Genomic DNA, 17,855 nt, shown 5'->3' on the forward strand with positions numbered 1-17,855 from the left:
CCCTATGAAAAAAATTATATAAATAATTTGGTAACGTCATAGAAATCAGCTACCAGATGTTTGTCTTTTATTTAATATTCCTCTATATATCAGATTTTAGATTCTTAGAATTCAAACAATTAAAGAATAAAGTATAATTACTATTAACAAGTAATTGTCTTTTCACACTCATAGACCCTAAAACGCTCCAACTCTCAAACTCCCCTACTCAGAAACCCTTCACTACTGCGGTCTGTTGATCGGAACATCTATGGCATCCAGTACAGGATATAGGATGTCTGTCAGGAATTCATCCTCTTTCAAACGGGATTTTTTAGAGCCTGAAAAATAACTACTGATTCTGTAGTTCTTAACAAACTGGTTTCTCTTTTTCCCGATTACATAATAGTACCCACCGTTATCTTCATTAATGAAATAGGTCATTTCATCAAAGTTCATGATGCTTTTGGTAAGAAACAGTTTGCGGTAAATGCACTTTTCCCGCTTATCGAATATATATTTTACAGGAACTCTGAAAAGAAGATCCCATAGAAAATATACCATATAAATCCCCAATATAACAGAAGCAATGGAAAAGGCATTTCCGGACAGTATATTTCTGAAATAATACAGCGCCGGAATGGCAAGAATACCCGCTCCCAACCACCATTTTAAGGTGTTTATAAAGTTGTAATTGGGCATAAAGCTTATTTCACTGCCGTTATCCTCAAATTTATATCGGTCTTTGATATTCATCGCTTATTTTCATTTAGGCTCATGATATCTTCGGTTTCATTGACCATTTTCTGTATGCTTTTATGAGTAAGCGCCTGTCCGACCATAAATTTATGTTCCTTTCCATTCACTTCAAAATAAATATTCAGGAATACATTGGTGGTGATGAAGCCCAGATATTTCATCGCCAGCACTTCAAAATGGGTAAAATCCTGGAAAGAATAGGTTTTTGTAGAAACAAAAACACTTGGTTTACAGGTAATAGTCTGCTGCTGGGGATCTATAACAAATTTTTTCGCAAAGAAATTGGCGATCATCAGGCCTCCAAAAGCAACAAGAAATAAGGCTAATAAAGGAATCTTATACTTATACGAGAATCCTGCTGCAATGAATGTAAGAGCAGCCAATACAAATACAAAGATGGGTTGGTTTTTAAAAATTAACAGGTTTCCTTCTTTTTTGTAAAATTGATAGGTGTTCATAATAATAGTGATGTATTTTAATGTGTATTATTTTATGAGGTATAACGTTCTGCAATTTCGTCGTCGTTAATCGTCTGCAGGGTATTCAGATCTGTTTTAAAGTAGGTATCATGAATTGAAAAATAGGCATCTGCCTTATTGTCTGTCTGTGCTGAAGCTTTTTTCCAGCCATCAAAAAACCAGTTTTCAAATATCTCATATTTTTCTTCATTGTATTCGTCCCACCTGTCATCGTCATCTTCGTACTCTTCCTGAAAATCTGAAGCTGCTTTCCATATTTTTTCTGGCAGAAGCGCGTTCCAGCTTTCCTTGCCGTCATTCTCTTCTTCTTTTTGAGTTAACAAAAGTACAGGATTGGTTATGATAGCTCCGGATTTATCTATAGTCCATGCTGAGATATCCAGATGATCATATTCATATTCGAAATAGTAGGCTACAATGTCTGTTTTGCTCTTTCCGTTCAGATAATCTGCATTTTTCCCTTCAAGTATTTGTACAAGGCCTTTAACAAATTGTTCTGTGGTTTTTTCAAGATAAGTTTTTAAATCAATATTGAGCTGTTTGAGGTTTTGCATACAGTGATTTTGTGATTTCGATTGGGGTGATAACAGTCAATGTACAAAAATAGATGAAAATTTAAATATTCCTAAGGCTGTAAGCCGTTGTCTGTAAGGTATTTTTTTGTATGCATACTATTTTACTATCACATACAATAGAAATATGGGACTGTTTATCTGCTTTTGGAATCTATAAAATCAGGATTTATATTTCTCAATCTTTTGATTTACAAAATTTTATCACCAGGATATTTTCATGATTTTTTTTAATCTGTACAACCGTACAAAAAGCCTCACGAATTTACAAAAAAACAGCACATTAATTCACGCAAAAGAGATGTAATAATCTATAGTTTTGGAATCATCAACGTTGATAAACATTCAGCAGATCCGTCTGTAAGTGTACAGTACAGGCTGAAATGAAGAATGGCAAAGCCCATGTCAGGGTTTATATGACAACCACAAATTTTAATAAAAAAATTATTCAATTATGAAAAAATTAAATGGAATGAAGAACTTTTCTTCATTGGAAAACAAGAAACTGAAGGATATGCAGTCTATCCACGGAGGAGATGATTCAGCAAGATCATCAGAACCAACAGCGTGTGGTTCTAATTGCTCAGATACCGCCTATTACAAAGATGGAAAAAAAACAATGACTCTAAGCATTGAAGGACCTAATCCGAGCACACCTTAATAATTTGTAATAATGTAGGCAGGGCTGTTTTTAAATCAACCAGTCCTGTCTTATTTAAACATCAGACAATTTTTGGCAGAATCAAAACATATGAAACAGAATTATAACATCAAGTATCTGTTGGGCCCTGTACTTATCTGCTTTTTTCTTTACTGTTGCAAAAGCAAGGACTATATCACCTATTACCAGAAAGTATATCAAATTGACAGCATTTATCGAATAGCTAAACAGCCGGAAAAAGCGACCGATCTCTACCGTAAATTATTCAGGAAATACCGGCCTCTTAATCAGGAACGCACCGAAGAATATGAAACGTATATCAGAATTTCTGATAACCTTGGAAAAAATTTTGGAGGTCAGAGAAACCTTTACCGGTTAATTCCTTTAATTGCTCCTTATTGGAGATACAAAAAAGTAGACCCGAAATTCATCAGCCTCTACAAAAAATACGGGATAGACAGTCTTAAAATGGAACAGAAGGTTAAAGAGTGGGAAAAGAAGCTAGACAAGAAAATGATAGACTCATTTGTAGTAGCTATTGGCAGGGATCAGTTTAATGGACGTTCCAACAGTTCAGAAATCTTTGAAAATGACTTTAAAAATGCTGAACTATTGAAATGGACGTTTAAGCATTATGGCTATCCTTCCATGCAGAAAATAGGTTTATACCATAAGGATATTTTTATGCCCTTGGATGTAATCATTCTTCACATGGCAGATTATGATCAACATCATCCTTACTTCAAAGCCAAAATACTAGAGTATGTAAAGTCCGGTGAATGCCCTCCCCGCGATTATGCAGCTATGGTTGACCGAAATAATCTGCATCATAAAATCCCTTATACTTACGGTGTTTATCAGAGGTCTCAAAATATAACAGATTCAGCTAAAGTAAACCGGAACAGGAAAAGCATTGGTCTCCCAAGCTTGAAATATCGTAACAAACTAGCAAAAGACCAGGCAGACAGCCTTAGAACCAAATGATCCTGATATTTTCTGATAATAATGACCGGACAACAATAGAAGTGATCCGTTGGCTGGCGTCAATGAATAAACACTTTATTCTCGTAAATGATGATGAGTTTTTTGAAATTCATCTTCGTGAAAAAAAATTCTTTCTGCAAAGTCAGAAAAACAGTTTCTTTCTGGACGATATAAAAAGCGTTTGGCACAGAAGAGGTGGGCTTTATTTTAAGCGACTACACTACAATAACGATTCTATTAATATCTATATGAATGAAACCCAGCACTGGCTGGAAGATTACGTACTGAAAACTTTAGAGACCAAAAAGCATATCAACAAACAAAGCAACAGCCACGTCAATAAGCTTTTGGTATTGGAATATGCGCAGAAAGCAGGATTGGATGTTCCTGAATATTTTTTGGCAGACCATACAGATGAAGTTCTTCTGAATACAACCATCACAAAGTCGATCACCGGGAATGTGATATTAGACAATCTATCTGACAATCAAGATGGAATTATGTATACAACGGTCATCGAAGAAGCGGAGAAAGAGGGGTTTTTCACTTCTTTTTTTCAGGAAAAGATAGAAAAGGATTTTGAGATCAGAACCTTTTATTTCGAAGGCGAATGTTTCTCCATGGCCATTTTCTCACAGAATGACGAGCAGACTAAAACAGATTTCAGAAAGTATAACAATGAGAAGCCGAATAGAAATATCCGATACAAACTTTCCGGGGAAATGGAAATTAAAATTCACGAGCTGATGAAGATGCTTGATCTCAACTGTGGCTCACTGGATTTTATCAAAAGCGGAAATATCTATTATTTCTTAGAAGTAAATCCTGTAGGTCAGTTTGCGAACGTAGCTTACCATTGTAATTATCCACTATTTAAAAAAATTGCAGATTATTTATGAAAGACAATTTCGGTGAAAAACACAAACTTCCCTTATCCTTTAAGTATATGGATTTTTTTGACAACACGGACTCCAAGATGATTACCAGTAATACCAAATGCATATTAAGATGTAAAAAATACAAAACCGGCTTTTACGTAAGAGAAAAACCTGTAAAACCACTTATCCGGCTATTATGAAATACTTCAATCTGTTTTCAAATATACTCATCACAAAAGGAGCCAGCAGGATCCTGATTTCCGATCTTCAAAGAAATGTCTCGGAGCTGTATCCTCTGGAACTGTATGATGTAGTTGAGGAACTGAAAAATGATTCTGTAGAAGAAGTCTTGGAGAATTATGATGAGGAATCTAAACCTTTCATTCAGGAATATCTGGACATTTTATTGCAGAAAGAATATGGATTTATCACCGAAAATAACTGGGATAAAAATTTTCCGCCACTCTCCTACGAATATGAGGAGCCCAGTACGATTGCAGACCTTTTTATAGATCTCACGGAGATTTCGTTGTTGGAAAAAATAAAGAAATCTGTGGAGAATCTTGGGATAAAGCATTTAGTGATATACACTCAAAATGTATTGACTGAAAAGGATTTCCTAAAGATTGATCAGATATTTTCCCACTCAGTTTTGTGTGGTATAGAAGTTTTTTCTCCGTTTCATCAAGCCGTCAATCTGGATTTTATCAACACCATCCACAACAATACAGAAAGGATGTACCATATTGTTTTTTACACGTGTGAAAAAGAACCTTTCAAAGTAAAGGATGAATTCAGATTTGTTCTGAATTTTACAAAAGAAGACGTGAAAATTTCCTCCTGTGGAAAAGTAGATCTGAAATACTTCAATACCAATATCTCAAAAGTATCCGAAGCTGTAAATTTTAATTCCTGCCTTCATAAAAAAATGGGGATAGACCTTCACGGCAATATCAAAAACTGCCCTTTAATGCCTGAAAGTTTCGGAAACATTCATGAGATAAGCCTTGAAGAAGCCCTGGTAAAAGCCAATTTTAAAAAGTACTGGTCTATCACTAAAGATAAAATAGAGGTATGCAAAGATTGTGAGTTCAGATATATCTGCACAGACTGTAGAGCTTACACAGAACACGCTAATCAAAATAACGAAGAATTAGACATATCTAAGCCCCTTAAATGCGGTTACGATCCTTATACGGGGAAATGGGAGGATTGGAGCCGAAACCCGCTAAAACAGCATGCTATTCGATTTTACGGACTGGATCATTAAAAACAGAAATGTCTTATTCTGAATTTAGGTTATTTTAGATTTATGCCTACTTTTGGAAAAACTAATTCCATGAAAAGAGCGACTCGCAGAGATCGGGAAAAGGCAGTTGAAATATTATGCCAGGCTTTTATTGATGTTCTTATTCCTAATTCTATCAACTTTGTGGTGAAAAAATCCGGTAACAGATACAAAAGACTAAAAGCATTAATGGAATTTCAGTTTGATGTGTCCCTATCGAATGGTAGTGTATTTTTAAGTGATCACAATAAAGGATGTATTTTATTCCTGGACAATAATACATTCAGTTTCAGAAAATTCGCATTAGAGCTCAGGTTGCTATTTGTCTGTATCGGCGTAGACAATATGTTCAAAGTTTTAAGAAGGGAAAAACTTTTGAAAAGTTTCCATCCTGAGGGAAAATTCATTCATTTGTGGCTCATGGCAGTTGTCCCGGAAGAACAGGGAAAAGGGATTGGTACAAAATTATTGAACGACTCCTTACAATTTTATGAAGGCGAATTAATTTATGTAGAAACAACCACTCCTGAAAACCGTACTTTTTACACTCAAAATAAATTTGAAATTTTTCACCAAACCTTTGAACTGGATTACCCTCTCTACTTTCTGAAAAATCTGTAGAAACTAAAAAATCCATTTAAGCACCTTAAATTCGATTCTTATCCACAATTTAGGGAAATGGTAGAAACCAATCAAAAACTCTTTAAAACAACCCGCTATTTACTTCTACAGACCAGATTAAAGGTCTCATTTAAAGTTCTATCTGAAAAACTTCCATTTCGGAATGATGGCAAGCATCCCAAAACCTGTAAAAAGGAAAAGATTGGTGACATCTGTATACAAAAATGTAGACAGATAATAATTATGCATAAAGAAATGCAGAACCAACAGTGCCGGAAACATAATGATGCCCACCTTTTTGTAGAAAAACATCAGCACCAGTCCGATCATCATCAGAACATCAATGGAAAAGATAACGAAAAAATACCACCTCGGGATCTGAAGATATTCATGCTGCAGGTATTCATCCACATCTATTCCAAGCCCCATTATGGTGAACAGCATCAAAGCTGCAAATGCTAAAATAAAGCCCCATCCTTTCTTTGGATCCTCGTCAAAGTAACTGTATTCTTCCATAGGTACAAAAGTAAAGAACTTATGAATAAATTCATAAGTTCTTCAGCATATTTATTCGTTTAAAATTTGAATTATATAGAAATAGCGTTGATCAATCTGTTTTTGTCGCTCAAGTACTCTTCCATGGAGATCATACTTTCGGTTCTCATTACATCTTGAATGTCGTCTATCTGATAGATAATTCTTTTTGCATCTTCCGTATTCTTAGCTCTTACTTTACAGAAAATATTATATTTCCCGGAAATAACGCTCGCTTCGATTACGTTCGGAAGTACTGATAATTCTTTCAATACCTCTTGAGTGCGGTTTGATTTTGTCAAAAGGATCCCAATGAAAGCTGTAAAGTGATAGTCCAGCTTACCATAATCGATATTAAGAGATGATCCCAAAATAATACCTGCATCCTCCATTTTTTTCACTCTTACGTGAATTGTTCCCGCAGAAACATCCATCTGCTTTGCAATCTCTGTAAAAGGCATTCTTGTGTTTTCTACTAAGAAATCAAGAATCTTCTTGTCTATTTCGTCCAGTTGATAGTTCATATTAGTTAAATTACAATTTTCTTAAAAAATCCATGTATTTTTTGCAAATTTATAAAAAATTATTTAACTAAAAAAATTATATCAAACATTAACAATAATTAACACGGATGATAAAAATCATTAAAATATTCAGATTATTTAGCATTCGATTTTATAGAATCTGTTTTTATTTCCGTTTTAGGTTCTGGGGCTTTTTTATCTTTTTTCTTCTTTTTAAACAGAGAATTAAAGCTTTTACTCCAGACAACTCCCCCACCATAGGCCTGATTTGCAGAACCATTCGTACTTAACATTCCGATATTGGTAGGCTTGGAATAGCCTCTCAGGACAAGACTACCATCATTCTTTTTAGAAACATCATATTCAATAGACCCTTCCCCGGAGAGATAATTATTCTGCGCACCTTCGGTTTTTGTCAGTGGAATTCCCAGTCCGGTTTTGATATTTATCCTAGGCGAAACCGCCACACTTACCCCTGCATTGGCACGGTCACCAGTGTTGGAATTCTGATCACCTTTTACATAATTCAGATCGATCTGGAATTCGTTACTCATAGTATTTAGTACAGATCCCAGCTGTTTAAGAAGCATATTATATCCTGAAGATTCCGCGACACCCGCCACATCAAAATCTACTCCTCCACTGTTGGAAACGTTAAAGGTACTCAACAGCAATACAGAACCAAACTGGAGTACTTTCTCGCCCTCCTGACTCATCTTTGCGGCCAATGTTTCCTTTACCTGGCTGGAGACGTCAAGAGCGGTCACATTCAGGTCTATTTTCGGGTTGATTAAGGATTGGGTGATATTGGCCTGAAGCAGTACACTAATTGGCTGTAGTTTTCCCATGCTTAAATATTCCCCTGCATTTGATACCATCCTCACATAATTGGCTGTAATATCCAGTGCCGGTTTCATCGCATCACCATCCCATCTGATGCTGCTGTTCTTTTGAATCTGGAAGGTTTTATTCAGGATCGCTTTAGAAACAAACGTTCCGTTGTCTACTTTATAAGTTCCGTTCATGGCAATTCCTCCACGTCTTCCCATCTGGAACCTCAGCCTGTCGGCTGTTCCTTTTACGGTAATATTTCCTACATCATCACCTACAAGTACATTCACGGTGGTTCCTTTATCTACATCAAGACTGAAGTCGATATTCATATTCGCTCCCGTCTTTTTCTTTTCTTCCAGCGTGATCAGTCCGTCTTTTCCTTCTTTCAGGAACCTCAGCATTTTAAATTCTTCCACATTGGATGTTGAGCTGGAATTAAAGGTAAAGGTACTTCCATTGAGTGCCTTCATATTCGGGGTGGAAATACTCAGTCCGGAAACAGGTCCGTCCACGTAGAGATCTCCCTGTCCGTACACTCGTCCCCAAAACAGGTCAAAATCTTTCTGCGAAGTATTCAGTACCAGAAGATTGTCTGCTCTCATAATTAAGTTGACCCCCATAGAAGAAATGGTTTCAAACTGGATCGCCCCGGAGATTGTTCCCTTAGAATTCGTTCTTCCGTCATGGACTTCAATATTGTTAAGGATCGCAAGTCCTTTGGAAAGCGGTATCACAGTATCATCAAATGAATAATCTACCCCTGTGAAAAGCAGTTTCAGACCGAAGCCTTTCAACGCGATATCACCACTGTAATCCAGGTTGCTTAGTTTTCCGTTAATCTTAAGGTCACCTGTCGCTTTTCCTCTAATATTTCCAAAAATAGTCTGAACAAACTGCTGGGTAAAGGCAAGGTCAAAATCTCGCATTTCCGCTGTCAGATCAATCGTAGGAGAAGCGGTATTGTTATTAACCGTACCTGTTACATGAAGGTTATTATTCCCGAGAACTCCGGCAGAAGCTACTTTGACATCTACATCGTAAACATTCAGGGAGAACCCGTTGGTGGCGGAAATGGTAAGGTCACCCATTTCATTTCCGTTCATCATAATATTGTCTACCGTAAGATCTACCAATGGCTGCAGTGTGCTCTTATCCATTTTGATTTTCACACTTCCGTTAGCCAGACCTTTGATTCCCATCGGATTTCCTCCGGATTGCATTTCAAGGAGCTTTTCTACGGCAAATTCCTCGATATCCGCATCTATATAAAAGTCTTTCGCAGATTTAAACTGTGCCTCTTTAATGAACAGGGCACTTTTATCTGAAAATACCCTCAGATTATGAATGTCAAAATCAGCCGTACTCTTTCTATAAGTAATGGAATGATCCAGTTCAGGACTGGTATCTATCGCCCACGTAACATCATTGAACTTCACTTCCGTAGGTTCAAATCTGAAAACATAATCTCCCGCTGCATTAGTAGATTGATCTACATTAATGGCATATGATTTAAGGCTTTCACTCAGTTCATCCTCCGGACTTCCATGTTTAAATGTTGTGGCCAGGTGAAGCGCCGTATTGTTTTCATTCTTTCCTCTGAGTTCAAAATCTTTGATGATATTTTTATTGTACACCAGCTTACTGATCCTTGCATACAGCTGCTCATCAAGCTTGGCTGTATTGATTCTGACCATCACACTGTCGATCATCGCACTGTCCCTGGAAATATTAGTACGGTCATTAAGCTTATACTCAGGATTGGTGGCCGCCAAGGCTTTGTCTGCTTCGGTGATTTCCTCCTTTTTGGTCATGATATACTTCAGGGAAGCTGCATCCAGATTCAGGATCAAATCGTTTGAATCTCCATTGTACTCGCCTTCTACCACAGCACCCTGCGGAAGTTTAAGATCGGGAAGAAAATAATTAACAACACCCTGCTGAACATCAAAATTCATTTTGAAACTCTGACCTCTGTACAGTTTTCTCGGCGGAGGTCCCACCAGAATTCTTCCGATCCCATTTTCCATCATTCCTGCAAGATCACCAAGATTGTATTTTCCAGAGATCTTGCCACTGGCAGCTCCAGGTGCATCAACTTCGATGACACGTCCGCCTGCTTCTATAAAGGTTTTAAGTTTTGCTTTCGGAATAATATATTTCTGTGTTGCGGTTGCAAAATGCAGTTCATTGGCATCCACATCCAGCGTCAGATCATTAATGGAAGACATGGACATTTTACCTTCTACCTGGCCGCTTACAATCTGGCTTCCGGGTTTGTTGGTGAAATAATTCATATTCAAATAGGTGACATCTGCATTCACATTCATCGCAATTCTTGGCGTACTGAAATCAATAAGTCCTTTGATGGTCGCTTTCGCCTGCTCATCATTCACGGTGATGAGTCCGTTGTATTTTTTATGGTCTAATAAACCGTCCAGATACAGATTGCTGATCTGCTTATCCATAATCTCAATGCTGCTGATCTGGGATTTGGTGGTCAGACGCATAGTATTGACGTCAAAACTCTGCCCGTTCAGATCGAATTTACCGGAGATAAGACCTACTGCTTTATTTTTAGTGATAACAGAGGTATTCAGGTCTTTGACTTCCAGATACCCTGAATATTTAGGCATTGCCGTGCTGTATCCCGTCAGTGAAAGTTTGGTGATTTTCGCCTGACCTATTCCCGTCATCAGATTTCCGTTGGGAATAAAGATTTGTTGGGGATCTACTTTTGCAGCACCGTTATATTTCAGTTTTCCAAAATCGTCCGCGAAATTCTTCATCTTTTTGGAAATAAATGAAGGCATCATCGCTTTAAGGTCTTTATAGGTAAAATCTGTGGAAAGGTCTTTGGTTTCAATGGAGAAATTTCCTTTCAGCAGCCTGTCCACTCTCATGGTTTTGGTGGCAATATTCACGTCAGGATTTCTGATCAGGAAGTTTTCCAGATAGAATTTATTCAGTGGGCCGGTCATTTTTCCAGCCAGATTGAAAGGTTTAAAATTATCCCAGTTCGTCACAAAATAGCTGATGTCATACCCGCTCATCTGACTTCCCTGCTTGATATTCATATCCCAGCTTACGCGGTCAGCAAATTCGGACCATGAGCCGTCATGAAGATTGAATTTTATATCTCCCTGCAACAGGGAATGGTCTGTATTCAGCGTCAGGTCTTTTAATGATAGGAATTCATGGGTCAAAGAGAGTTCCGTAGAAAAAGTATCTACAAAGTGAGATTTCCCCCATCTTGCTGTGACGAAGGACATATTATTGATCAGCGCGGAAATGTTGGGGCCGTTTACCTTTACATTAGGCGCTATTAAATTAAATTTTGTAGCCGTCAACCATTTTCCCGGTTCTCCCGGAGAGTTTTGGCTAACGATAGAAACTTTTGAATCGATGATCTGTACACGGGAATTCAGCTGAAAAGGAGGTTTCTTTGGATCTCTTTTCTTTCCGCTGTCGAAAAGCTGTGTAAATCTGATAAAGTTGGAAATACTGTCACCTTTGTAGGTAATGACCTTCACATCGGCATTGACAAGGGTCAGGGAATTAAAACTTAATGAATTGCTGTTCCCGGAAATCGCATTGTAAGCAAGTGACAACCAGTCTGAATTCGCACGAAATTCTCTTGCTTTGATGAATTCAAGGCCTTTGTAATCCTTGATTTTTAAACCTTTTATAATAACGTCTCCGAAATAATCCACTTCTACACTTTCGGTAGACATTCCGGCTTTAAAGTCTTTGTTAACGATCTGAAGAGCCTGATCTGCCGCCCACTGCTTGGTTGCCGGAAGATTAATGGCTGTAAGAACTCCTCCAACAAGAATAACTCCCAGCCAGAAAAGGATCAGGAGAAGTTTGGCCCACCAGGAATAGCTGGTGACATCTTTTACCGCCTGCTTTCCAAATTCTCCAGCCGTTTCTACGGGATGATGAATGGCATCTGATGCCAGTTCAGATGCTTCCTTAACTGTTTCCTTCACAGCGCCTTCTACATTCTCCACAGTCTTCTGTACCTGATCACTTAGGTTCTCAGCTACAGATTTTTTATTCTCATTCTCGTTATTATTCTCTAACTTTGCCATTATTATGAGCGACTCTATAATTTTAGGTATTGAATCGTCTTGCGACGACACCTCAGCAGCTATCATCAAGGGAAACTGTATTCTGTCCAATATTGCTGCGAATCAGGCTATCCATAAAGAATATGGAGGTGTAGTCCCGGAACTGGCATCGCGAGCGCATCAGCAAAATATAATCCCCGTTGTTGAAAAATCTATTACTAAAGCAAATATACAACAAAATGCTATTTCAGCTATAGGATTTACACGCGGCCCCGGACTTTTAGGATCTCTTCTTGTAGGAACGTCATTTGCTAAGTCTTTTGCTATGAGTCTGAATGTTCCGCTGATTGAAGTTAACCATCTCCAGGCCCACATTTTAGCCCATTTCATCGAAGATGCAAATCCTATGCCGCCTCAATTCCCTTTCCTGTGTCTTACGGTAAGCGGAGGGCACACCATGATCGTACTGGTGAAGGATTATTTTGATATGGAAATTATTGGAAAAACAATTGATGATGCCGCGGGAGAAGCTTTTGACAAAATCGGAAAAATCTTTGATCTGGACTACCCTGCCGGACCTATTATAGACCGACTGGCCAAGGAAGGAAATCCTGTTGCTTTTACATTTAACAAACCGAGAATGGAAAATTATGATTATTCATTCAGCGGTATCAAAACGTCTGTGCTTTATTTCATTCAGAAGGAGGTCAGAAAGAATCCGGATTTTATTAAGGAAAACCTAAATGATCTGTGCGCTTCCGTTCAGAGAACGATTGTTGAAATTCTGATGGCGAAACTTGAAAAAGCCGCTAAAGAATTAAATGTAAAAGAAGTGGCGATTGCAGGTGGAGTTTCTGCCAATTCTGCGTTGAGACAAGCAATGCAGGACAATCATGAGAAATTAGGCTGGAATATTTACATTCCAAAATTTGAATATACAACAGACAACGCGGCGATGATTGCGATGGTGGCTCAACTGAAATATGAGCGAGGAGAATTTACGGATATGAAAACGTCCGCAACTGCAAAATATGATTTATGAAAATACTCTTAGAAGAAAAAGTACTGGGAACGCAGTCTAAAAAAAATTCAAAATATTACTGGGTTTTAGAAACCGTTATCGGAAAAAATGAAGTGACAGAACAATCTGAAGACGAAGATTATTTAATGATCAGTTCAGAAATCGGATATGTTCAAAATATAAAGGAAGAGATCGTAGAGAAAATCAATTCAGAAAATGTATTCAGTTTTGCTTACGAACCCAAAGAAGGAGATTATTTATCCATCAAAAATAATTTAAGAAAAAACGAATATTTGAATTTAATTTTCATGAATAATAAGTGGATTGAAGAAATTTACGCATGTTCATACAGAGACTGTGAAGGTGATGTTTATACCACGATAAAAACCGGTGTAGCATTTTTAAGCGAGAATGAAATTACCTTTTAATCATCAACCTGATAATTCATTCTGTAAGGAAGTCAGAAGCTCGAAGAGGGAAGTTATTGAAGTCCAAAGTTAGAAATACAGGATATTTTTACTTATATTTTTAAAACAACTTCAATCAGTTTATAAGAAATTATTAAATACTTACCGTCCAATAGCAACTTCAAGCTTCCATCCTCCAGCTTCCCATCTTTTAATACAATTCAGGCGCATTCTAAATATCAATATATGAAACTTTTTTTTGGCGAAATCAATAACGGAAAAGCAATAATTAATGACGAAGAACAGCAGCACATTGTGAAAGTTCTTCGTATGAAAGACGGTGAAGAAATTCACGTAACCGACGGTAAAGGAAATGTTGCTTCCGGAACATTGGTGATCGAAGGGAAAAAAGCCAATATCGAGGTTTCCGAAATTAAAAAAGACACTCAGGATTTCAATCCAAAATTGCACATTGCTATTGCTCCGACGAAAAATATTGACCGGATTGAGTTTTTTGTAGAAAAAGCTGTAGAAATGGGCATTGCTGAGATTACCATTTTGCAAACTGAAAAAACAGAGCGTAAAAACATCAGTATCGACAAGCTTAGAAAACAAGCCATTGCGGCCTCAAAACAAAGTTTGCGATTTCATTTTCCTGTTGTTAATGCTTTAATTAAACTTCCTGATTTTCTGAAAAACATTAATCCCGAAAAGACTTTTGTGGCGCACTGTCATGAAAATCTGGAAAGAATTGAGCTTAATCATATTCCAGCTTTGGAACAGATCACTTTCTTAATCGGTCCCGAAGGAGATTTTTCTGAAAGGGAGATCCAGTTTCTATCCGACAGTAACGTAAAAGCTGTTTCACTCGGAAACCAAAGGCTGAGAACTGAAACGGCAGGGGTTTTTGTGGCAGCGTGGAATTATTTCAATATGATGAGAGGATAGGGATTAGGGATTAGGGATTAGGGATTAGAAGGTAGGGAAATTCATTCATCAGCAAATTATCAAATCAACTCATCATCACATCATCCTACATTTCCAGATGATGATCTCTCATATATTTTTCAAAGATCTGTTTTCCGCTTCGCATGGAGTTCACGGCCCAACGGATCTTCATTTTCATTTTTTTTTCTTCGCTTAGCTTATAATCGATGCCTGATTTGATCAGTTTCTGTTTCAGTTCATACATACAGATTCCTGCGGCAACGGAAACATTGTAGCTTCTCGTTAAGCCGTACATGGGGATCGCCAGAGTTTCGTCTGCAAAATCTATGACTTCTTCCGATACTCCTTCCATCTCGGTTCCAAATACGAGGGCAATAGGCTCTGTAATCTGATAATCAGGAAGCATCACCGCGTTTTTTTCAAGGGAAACCGCCAGGATTTTATAGCCTCTGTCTTTGATATTCTGCAGAGAAGCTATGTTCTTAGCCATTTTCTCTACTTCTACCCAGGTTTCGGCCCCTTTGGTTACGGTAAGGTTGGGATCAAAAACATTCTCTTCCTCCATGGCTATAACCTTGTGAAACGCATTGGCTTCTACAGATCTGATGATAGCCGCCGCATTTCTGAACTGGTAGACGTCATCCATCACAGGAAGTACAAAATCGGAACTTTCCTGAGAGAAATGTTCTATTTTTGAGAGTCTTTCCTCTGTTAAAAACTGCTTTAAATATTCAAAAGTTTGCGCTAAATCTTCCATTCATTTTCAAATCTTTGCAAATTAACGTAATTTTGAGCTATGAACCTGAACGAGGCTCAATTTCTTACTAAAAAGTAATTCATGAAAAGAAAAGTCCTGCTCATCTATACCGGAGGAACCATCGGTATGGAAAAAGATTATGAAACCGGAAGCCTCCGCGCATTTGATTTTGGAAATATTTTCGAAAAAATGCCTGAGATGAAATTAATGGAATGCGAGGTGTTTGTGCATCCTTTCGCAAAACCGCTGGACTCTTCCGATATGGGACCTGAGGAATGGAAGGTGATCGCGAACTACATTCTCAAGAATTACGAGCTGTATGACGGCTTTCTGATCCTTCACGGAACGGATACGATGTCTTATACGGCTTCTGCTTTAAGTTTTATGCTGAAAGGACTCAGAAAACCTGTTATTATGACGGGTTCCCAGCTTCCGATCGGAGATCTGAGAACGGATGCCAAGGAAAATCTTCTGACCAGTCTTTATTACGCCAGTCTTTATGAAAACGATGAGGCAGTTATTCAGGAAGTAGCCGTTTATTTCGAATATAAATTATTAAGAGGAAACAGAACGCTGAAATATTCTGCGGAGTATTTTGATGCCTATTCAAGCCCGAATTATCCTATTTTGGGACAGTCAGGTGTTCATTTAAATATTGTAAAGGACAATCTTTACCGTTGTGAGCCTGAGGTGGAATTTCACGTAGACGAACATATTTCTGAAGATATTTTATTCTGGCGAATTTTTCCGGGAATGCATCTGAGTCATTTCAAAGAAATCCCTAAAATGAAGGTTTTAATTCTTCAGGTTTTCGGTTCGGGAACCATTTTCAGCAGTAAAAAAACGCAGGAAACGCTTGAAGAAATCAGAAGCAACGGAACTGAAATTGTGGTGGTAAGTCAGTGTATTTCAGGAGGTATCTCTTTCGGGAAATATGAAAACAGCAATATATTTTCAAGAATCGGAGCGATCAGCGGAAGGGATATGACCGCCGAAAGTGCCATTACCAAAGCGATGCACCTTATAGATAACCCGAATTACACAGGAACCTTTGCTGACAACTTCACCAGAAGTCTTTGTGGAGAAATTACTGACTAATTTTGAATAATAATTTGCAGATTCCAGAAATTACTCTATTTTTGCAATCTCAAATAGAGAGGTGTCCGAGTGGTTGAAGGAGCTACCCTGGAAAGGTAGTATACGGGTAACTGTATCGAGGGTTCGAATCCCTTCCTCTCTGCAAGAATCTAAAAGTCTTAAACTTAATTGTTTAAGACTTTTTTTATTGTTTTTTTTAAAGAAATAAAGATAAAATCAATTCCCTGGATTCTAATAAAGGGAATGAATCTATAAATTTCACGCAGATTGGTCAGATCATACAGATTTTTATTTTTTATCTGCTCTATCTGTATAATCAGTGAGAGGAATTGATTTAGTCCACAACTTTTGTATCTGATCCTTCCCTATTCCTAAAACATTCCTAAATCCTGTATTTAATTTGTCCTGTTTATCAACAGTATTAAAATCATTTACATCATTATTTAATGGATAAAGGACCTACATTGGCTACAACAAATCATCATTTTACAGTATCACTTAATATTCAGCTCCATCTTATGACTGAACAGATACTCAACATACGATTCAACAGATTTTACAGGATGCTCAGAACGGGAAAAATTATTATCGGAATATTTTTATTAAGCTTATGCGGGTCATTACATGCACAGATCAGTCCGCCGGGTCTTGGAGATGCGAATACGGCTTTCTGGTTGGCTTTTGGAGCACGACGTCAACTGGATTCGCTGGGAAAGAAACAGGCTTTAAGCTATATTGCTCTGGGAAGAAAAAGCAGTCCTGATAATTATAATTTAGTATCAAAACAGGCTATTATTGTATTGAACCATGAAGTCTATCATTCTTTTGCCCCCAATCAACAATACAGTTATGCAGTCAGTTATCGTCGGCAGCCCAAATATGAAAGTTCCGAACCTTATGAAAAGGAAGTTACTGAGCAGGAATTCAGAATTTATGGAAGGTATGCCTATACTTTCAAACTGGGGAAAAGATGGAAACTTAAGAATACCGTCCGTCAGGAGTTCCGGAAGTTTTTTGATGCCGGTTTTCGTGAGGTTGAAGAGAATTTTCAGTTGAGAACAAGAATTAAAAGTCAACTGACTTATAATCTATCCCAAAAAAACAATCAAAAGTTGGCTCTAAGTGCTGAAGGTCTGTTTTCTACAAGCTACCTTAATGAACCGGAACAGAAATGGACGCCCTTCGGATACCGGGAAATGCGTATCGGGGTTTATTATATGTTCAGTATTCACCACTCTCCTTTCTCTGTGGATATTGGATATGTGAATGATCTGATCCGGGGAAGCAGAAGTGTAAAAAAAGGAGGTGTACACTATTTGGCGGTGGATGTGATTTGGAATTTACCCCTCTAATCATGAGTAATGAGTAATGAGTAATGAGTAATGGGTAATGGGTAATGGGTAATGGGTAATGGGTAATGGGTAATGGGTAAAATTAAACA

Annotated in this window: 17 protein-coding genes and 1 tRNA gene; 11 read left to right on the forward strand and 7 right to left on the reverse strand. The window is 37.7% G+C overall.

Going from position 1 to position 17,855, the window contains the following annotated elements:
* Positions 1-222 precede the first annotated feature (222 nt).
* Genes IW22_RS23075 through IW22_RS23085 form a run of 3 tightly spaced genes read right to left on the reverse strand, consistent with a single transcriptional unit; the run spans position 223 to position 1,771 of the window.
* Positions 223-735: a hypothetical protein gene (locus IW22_RS23075; RefSeq protein ID WP_228384095.1), complete on the reverse strand. Its 513-nt coding sequence runs from the start codon at positions 733-735 to the stop codon at positions 223-225.
* Complete coding sequence (locus tag IW22_RS23080) at positions 732-1,196, reverse strand: hypothetical protein (RefSeq protein ID WP_034731986.1); 465 nt, start codon at positions 1,194-1,196, stop codon at positions 732-734. The genes IW22_RS23075 and IW22_RS23080 overlap by 4 nt, the downstream gene beginning before the upstream one ends.
* Before the next feature lie 32 nt (positions 1,197-1,228).
* Positions 1,229-1,771 (reverse strand): hypothetical protein, encoded by a 543-nt coding sequence (locus IW22_RS23085; RefSeq protein ID WP_034731988.1) that lies wholly within the window; start codon positions 1,769-1,771, stop codon positions 1,229-1,231.
* Between the two features lie 472 nt (positions 1,772-2,243).
* Here IW22_RS23085 and IW22_RS23090 point away from each other — a divergent pair, with 472 nt between their 5' ends.
* From IW22_RS23090 to IW22_RS23115, 5 genes are all read left to right on the forward strand, one after another.
* A complete protein-coding gene (locus tag IW22_RS23090) occupies positions 2,244-2,450 on the forward strand; it encodes a TIGR04139 family peptide modification target (RefSeq protein WP_034731991.1) in 207 nt (68 codons plus the stop codon).
* A 90-nt stretch (positions 2,451-2,540) separates the two neighbouring features.
* On the forward strand, positions 2,541-3,434 hold the full coding sequence (locus tag IW22_RS23095; RefSeq protein ID WP_051891377.1) for a hypothetical protein: 894 nt from the start codon (positions 2,541-2,543) through the stop codon (positions 3,432-3,434).
* Positions 3,431-4,333: a grasp-with-spasm system ATP-grasp peptide maturase gene (gene gwsG / locus IW22_RS23100; protein ID WP_034731994.1), complete on the forward strand. Its 903-nt coding sequence runs from the start codon at positions 3,431-3,433 to the stop codon at positions 4,331-4,333. The genes IW22_RS23095 and gwsG overlap by 4 nt, the downstream gene beginning before the upstream one ends.
* A 175-nt stretch (positions 4,334-4,508) precedes the next feature.
* Complete coding sequence (gene gwsS, locus IW22_RS23110; RefSeq protein WP_034731999.1) at positions 4,509-5,582, forward strand: grasp-with-spasm system SPASM domain peptide maturase; 1,074 nt, start codon at positions 4,509-4,511, stop codon at positions 5,580-5,582.
* Positions 5,583-5,651: 69 nt separating this feature from the next.
* Entirely contained in the window at positions 5,652-6,221 is a 570-nt protein-coding gene (locus IW22_RS23115) for a GNAT family N-acetyltransferase (RefSeq protein WP_165571923.1), read from the forward strand.
* A 138-nt stretch (positions 6,222-6,359) separates the two neighbouring features.
* Here the strand turns inward: IW22_RS23115 and IW22_RS23120 are convergent, their stop codons facing one another.
* The 3 genes from IW22_RS23120 to IW22_RS23130 all read right to left on the reverse strand — a co-directional run bounded on the left by IW22_RS23120 (position 6,360) and on the right by IW22_RS23130 (position 12,204).
* Positions 6,360-6,737 carry a hypothetical protein gene (locus IW22_RS23120; RefSeq protein WP_034732004.1) on the reverse strand — a complete coding sequence of 126 codons (378 nt, stop codon included), beginning with the start codon at positions 6,735-6,737 and terminating at the stop codon, positions 6,360-6,362.
* A 71-nt stretch (positions 6,738-6,808) separates the two neighbouring features.
* Positions 6,809-7,279, reverse strand: coding sequence for an Lrp/AsnC family transcriptional regulator (locus IW22_RS23125; protein ID WP_034703315.1), 471 nt, complete (start codon positions 7,277-7,279; stop codon positions 6,809-6,811).
* A 134-nt stretch (positions 7,280-7,413) separates the two neighbouring features.
* Complete coding sequence (locus IW22_RS23130; RefSeq protein ID WP_034732006.1) at positions 7,414-12,204, reverse strand: hypothetical protein; 4,791 nt, start codon at positions 12,202-12,204, stop codon at positions 7,414-7,416.
* A 4-nt stretch (positions 12,205-12,208) separates the two neighbouring features.
* Here IW22_RS23130 and tsaD point away from each other — a divergent pair, with 4 nt between their 5' ends.
* From tsaD to IW22_RS23145, 3 genes are all read left to right on the forward strand, one after another.
* The gene (gene tsaD / locus IW22_RS23135; RefSeq protein WP_034732009.1) at positions 12,209-13,225 is read left to right on the forward strand and encodes a tRNA (adenosine(37)-N6)-threonylcarbamoyltransferase complex transferase subunit TsaD; all 1,017 of its coding nucleotides are present in this window, start codon (positions 12,209-12,211) and stop codon (positions 13,223-13,225) included.
* Complete coding sequence (locus IW22_RS23140; RefSeq protein WP_034732011.1) at positions 13,222-13,632, forward strand: hypothetical protein; 411 nt, start codon at positions 13,222-13,224, stop codon at positions 13,630-13,632. The genes tsaD and IW22_RS23140 overlap by 4 nt, the downstream gene beginning before the upstream one ends.
* A gap of 225 nt (positions 13,633-13,857) precedes the next feature.
* A complete protein-coding gene (locus IW22_RS23145) occupies positions 13,858-14,559 on the forward strand; it encodes an RsmE family RNA methyltransferase (protein WP_034732013.1) in 702 nt (233 codons plus the stop codon).
* Positions 14,560-14,644: 85 nt separating this feature from the next.
* Here IW22_RS23145 and IW22_RS23150 read toward each other — a convergent pair whose 3' ends face one another.
* A complete protein-coding gene (locus IW22_RS23150; protein ID WP_034732015.1) occupies positions 14,645-15,316 on the reverse strand; it encodes a TrmH family RNA methyltransferase in 672 nt (223 codons plus the stop codon).
* Positions 15,317-15,397: 81 nt separating this feature from the next.
* Between IW22_RS23150 and IW22_RS23155 the strand changes: the two genes are divergently transcribed.
* The 3 genes from IW22_RS23155 (at position 15,398) to IW22_RS23165 (ending at position 17,766) form a co-directional block, all read left to right on the forward strand.
* Positions 15,398-16,414 carry an asparaginase gene (locus tag IW22_RS23155; RefSeq protein ID WP_034732016.1) on the forward strand — a complete coding sequence of 339 codons (1,017 nt, stop codon included), beginning with the start codon at positions 15,398-15,400 and terminating at the stop codon, positions 16,412-16,414.
* 55 nt (positions 16,415-16,469) lie between these two features.
* Positions 16,470-16,556: transfer RNA gene (locus tag IW22_RS23160), tRNA-Ser, on the forward strand.
* 304 nt (positions 16,557-16,860) lie between these two features.
* Positions 16,861-17,766, forward strand: coding sequence for a DUF2490 domain-containing protein (locus IW22_RS23165; RefSeq protein ID WP_051891378.1), 906 nt, complete (start codon positions 16,861-16,863; stop codon positions 17,764-17,766).
* Positions 17,767-17,855: the final 89 nt, after the last annotated feature.

The organism is Chryseobacterium sp. JM1 (genome assembly GCF_000737715.1).
Classification (GTDB): domain Bacteria; phylum Bacteroidota; class Bacteroidia; order Flavobacteriales; family Weeksellaceae; genus Chryseobacterium.

Coding starts and splice junctions, on each gene's coding strand:
- IW22_RS23075 (WP_228384095.1), bottom strand. CDS start 735: ATGAATATCAAAGACCGATATAAATTTGAGGATAACGGCAGTGAAATA.
- IW22_RS23080 (WP_034731986.1), bottom strand. CDS start 1,196: ATGAACACCTATCAATTTTACAAAAAAGAAGGAAACCTGTTAATTTTT.
- IW22_RS23085 (WP_034731988.1), bottom strand. CDS start 1,771: ATGCAAAACCTCAAACAGCTCAATATTGATTTAAAAACTTATCTTGAA.
- IW22_RS23090 (WP_034731991.1), top strand. CDS start 2,244: ATGAAAAAATTAAATGGAATGAAGAACTTTTCTTCATTGGAAAACAAG.
- IW22_RS23095 (WP_051891377.1), top strand. CDS start 2,541: ATGAAACAGAATTATAACATCAAGTATCTGTTGGGCCCTGTACTTATC.
- gwsG (WP_034731994.1), top strand. CDS start 3,431: ATGATCCTGATATTTTCTGATAATAATGACCGGACAACAATAGAAGTG.
- gwsS (WP_034731999.1), top strand. CDS start 4,509: ATGAAATACTTCAATCTGTTTTCAAATATACTCATCACAAAAGGAGCC.
- IW22_RS23115 (WP_165571923.1), top strand. CDS start 5,652: ATGAAAAGAGCGACTCGCAGAGATCGGGAAAAGGCAGTTGAAATATTA.
- IW22_RS23120 (WP_034732004.1), bottom strand. CDS start 6,737: ATGGAAGAATACAGTTACTTTGACGAGGATCCAAAGAAAGGATGGGGC.
- IW22_RS23125 (WP_034703315.1), bottom strand. CDS start 7,279: ATGAACTATCAACTGGACGAAATAGACAAGAAGATTCTTGATTTCTTA.
- IW22_RS23130 (WP_034732006.1), bottom strand. CDS start 12,204: ATGGCAAAGTTAGAGAATAATAACGAGAATGAGAATAAAAAATCTGTA.
- tsaD (WP_034732009.1), top strand. CDS start 12,209: ATGAGCGACTCTATAATTTTAGGTATTGAATCGTCTTGCGACGACACC.
- IW22_RS23140 (WP_034732011.1), top strand. CDS start 13,222: ATGAAAATACTCTTAGAAGAAAAAGTACTGGGAACGCAGTCTAAAAAA.
- IW22_RS23145 (WP_034732013.1), top strand. CDS start 13,858: ATGAAACTTTTTTTTGGCGAAATCAATAACGGAAAAGCAATAATTAAT.
- IW22_RS23150 (WP_034732015.1), bottom strand. CDS start 15,316: ATGGAAGATTTAGCGCAAACTTTTGAATATTTAAAGCAGTTTTTAACA.
- IW22_RS23155 (WP_034732016.1), top strand. CDS start 15,398: ATGAAAAGAAAAGTCCTGCTCATCTATACCGGAGGAACCATCGGTATG.
- IW22_RS23165 (WP_051891378.1), top strand. CDS start 16,861: ATGGATAAAGGACCTACATTGGCTACAACAAATCATCATTTTACAGTA.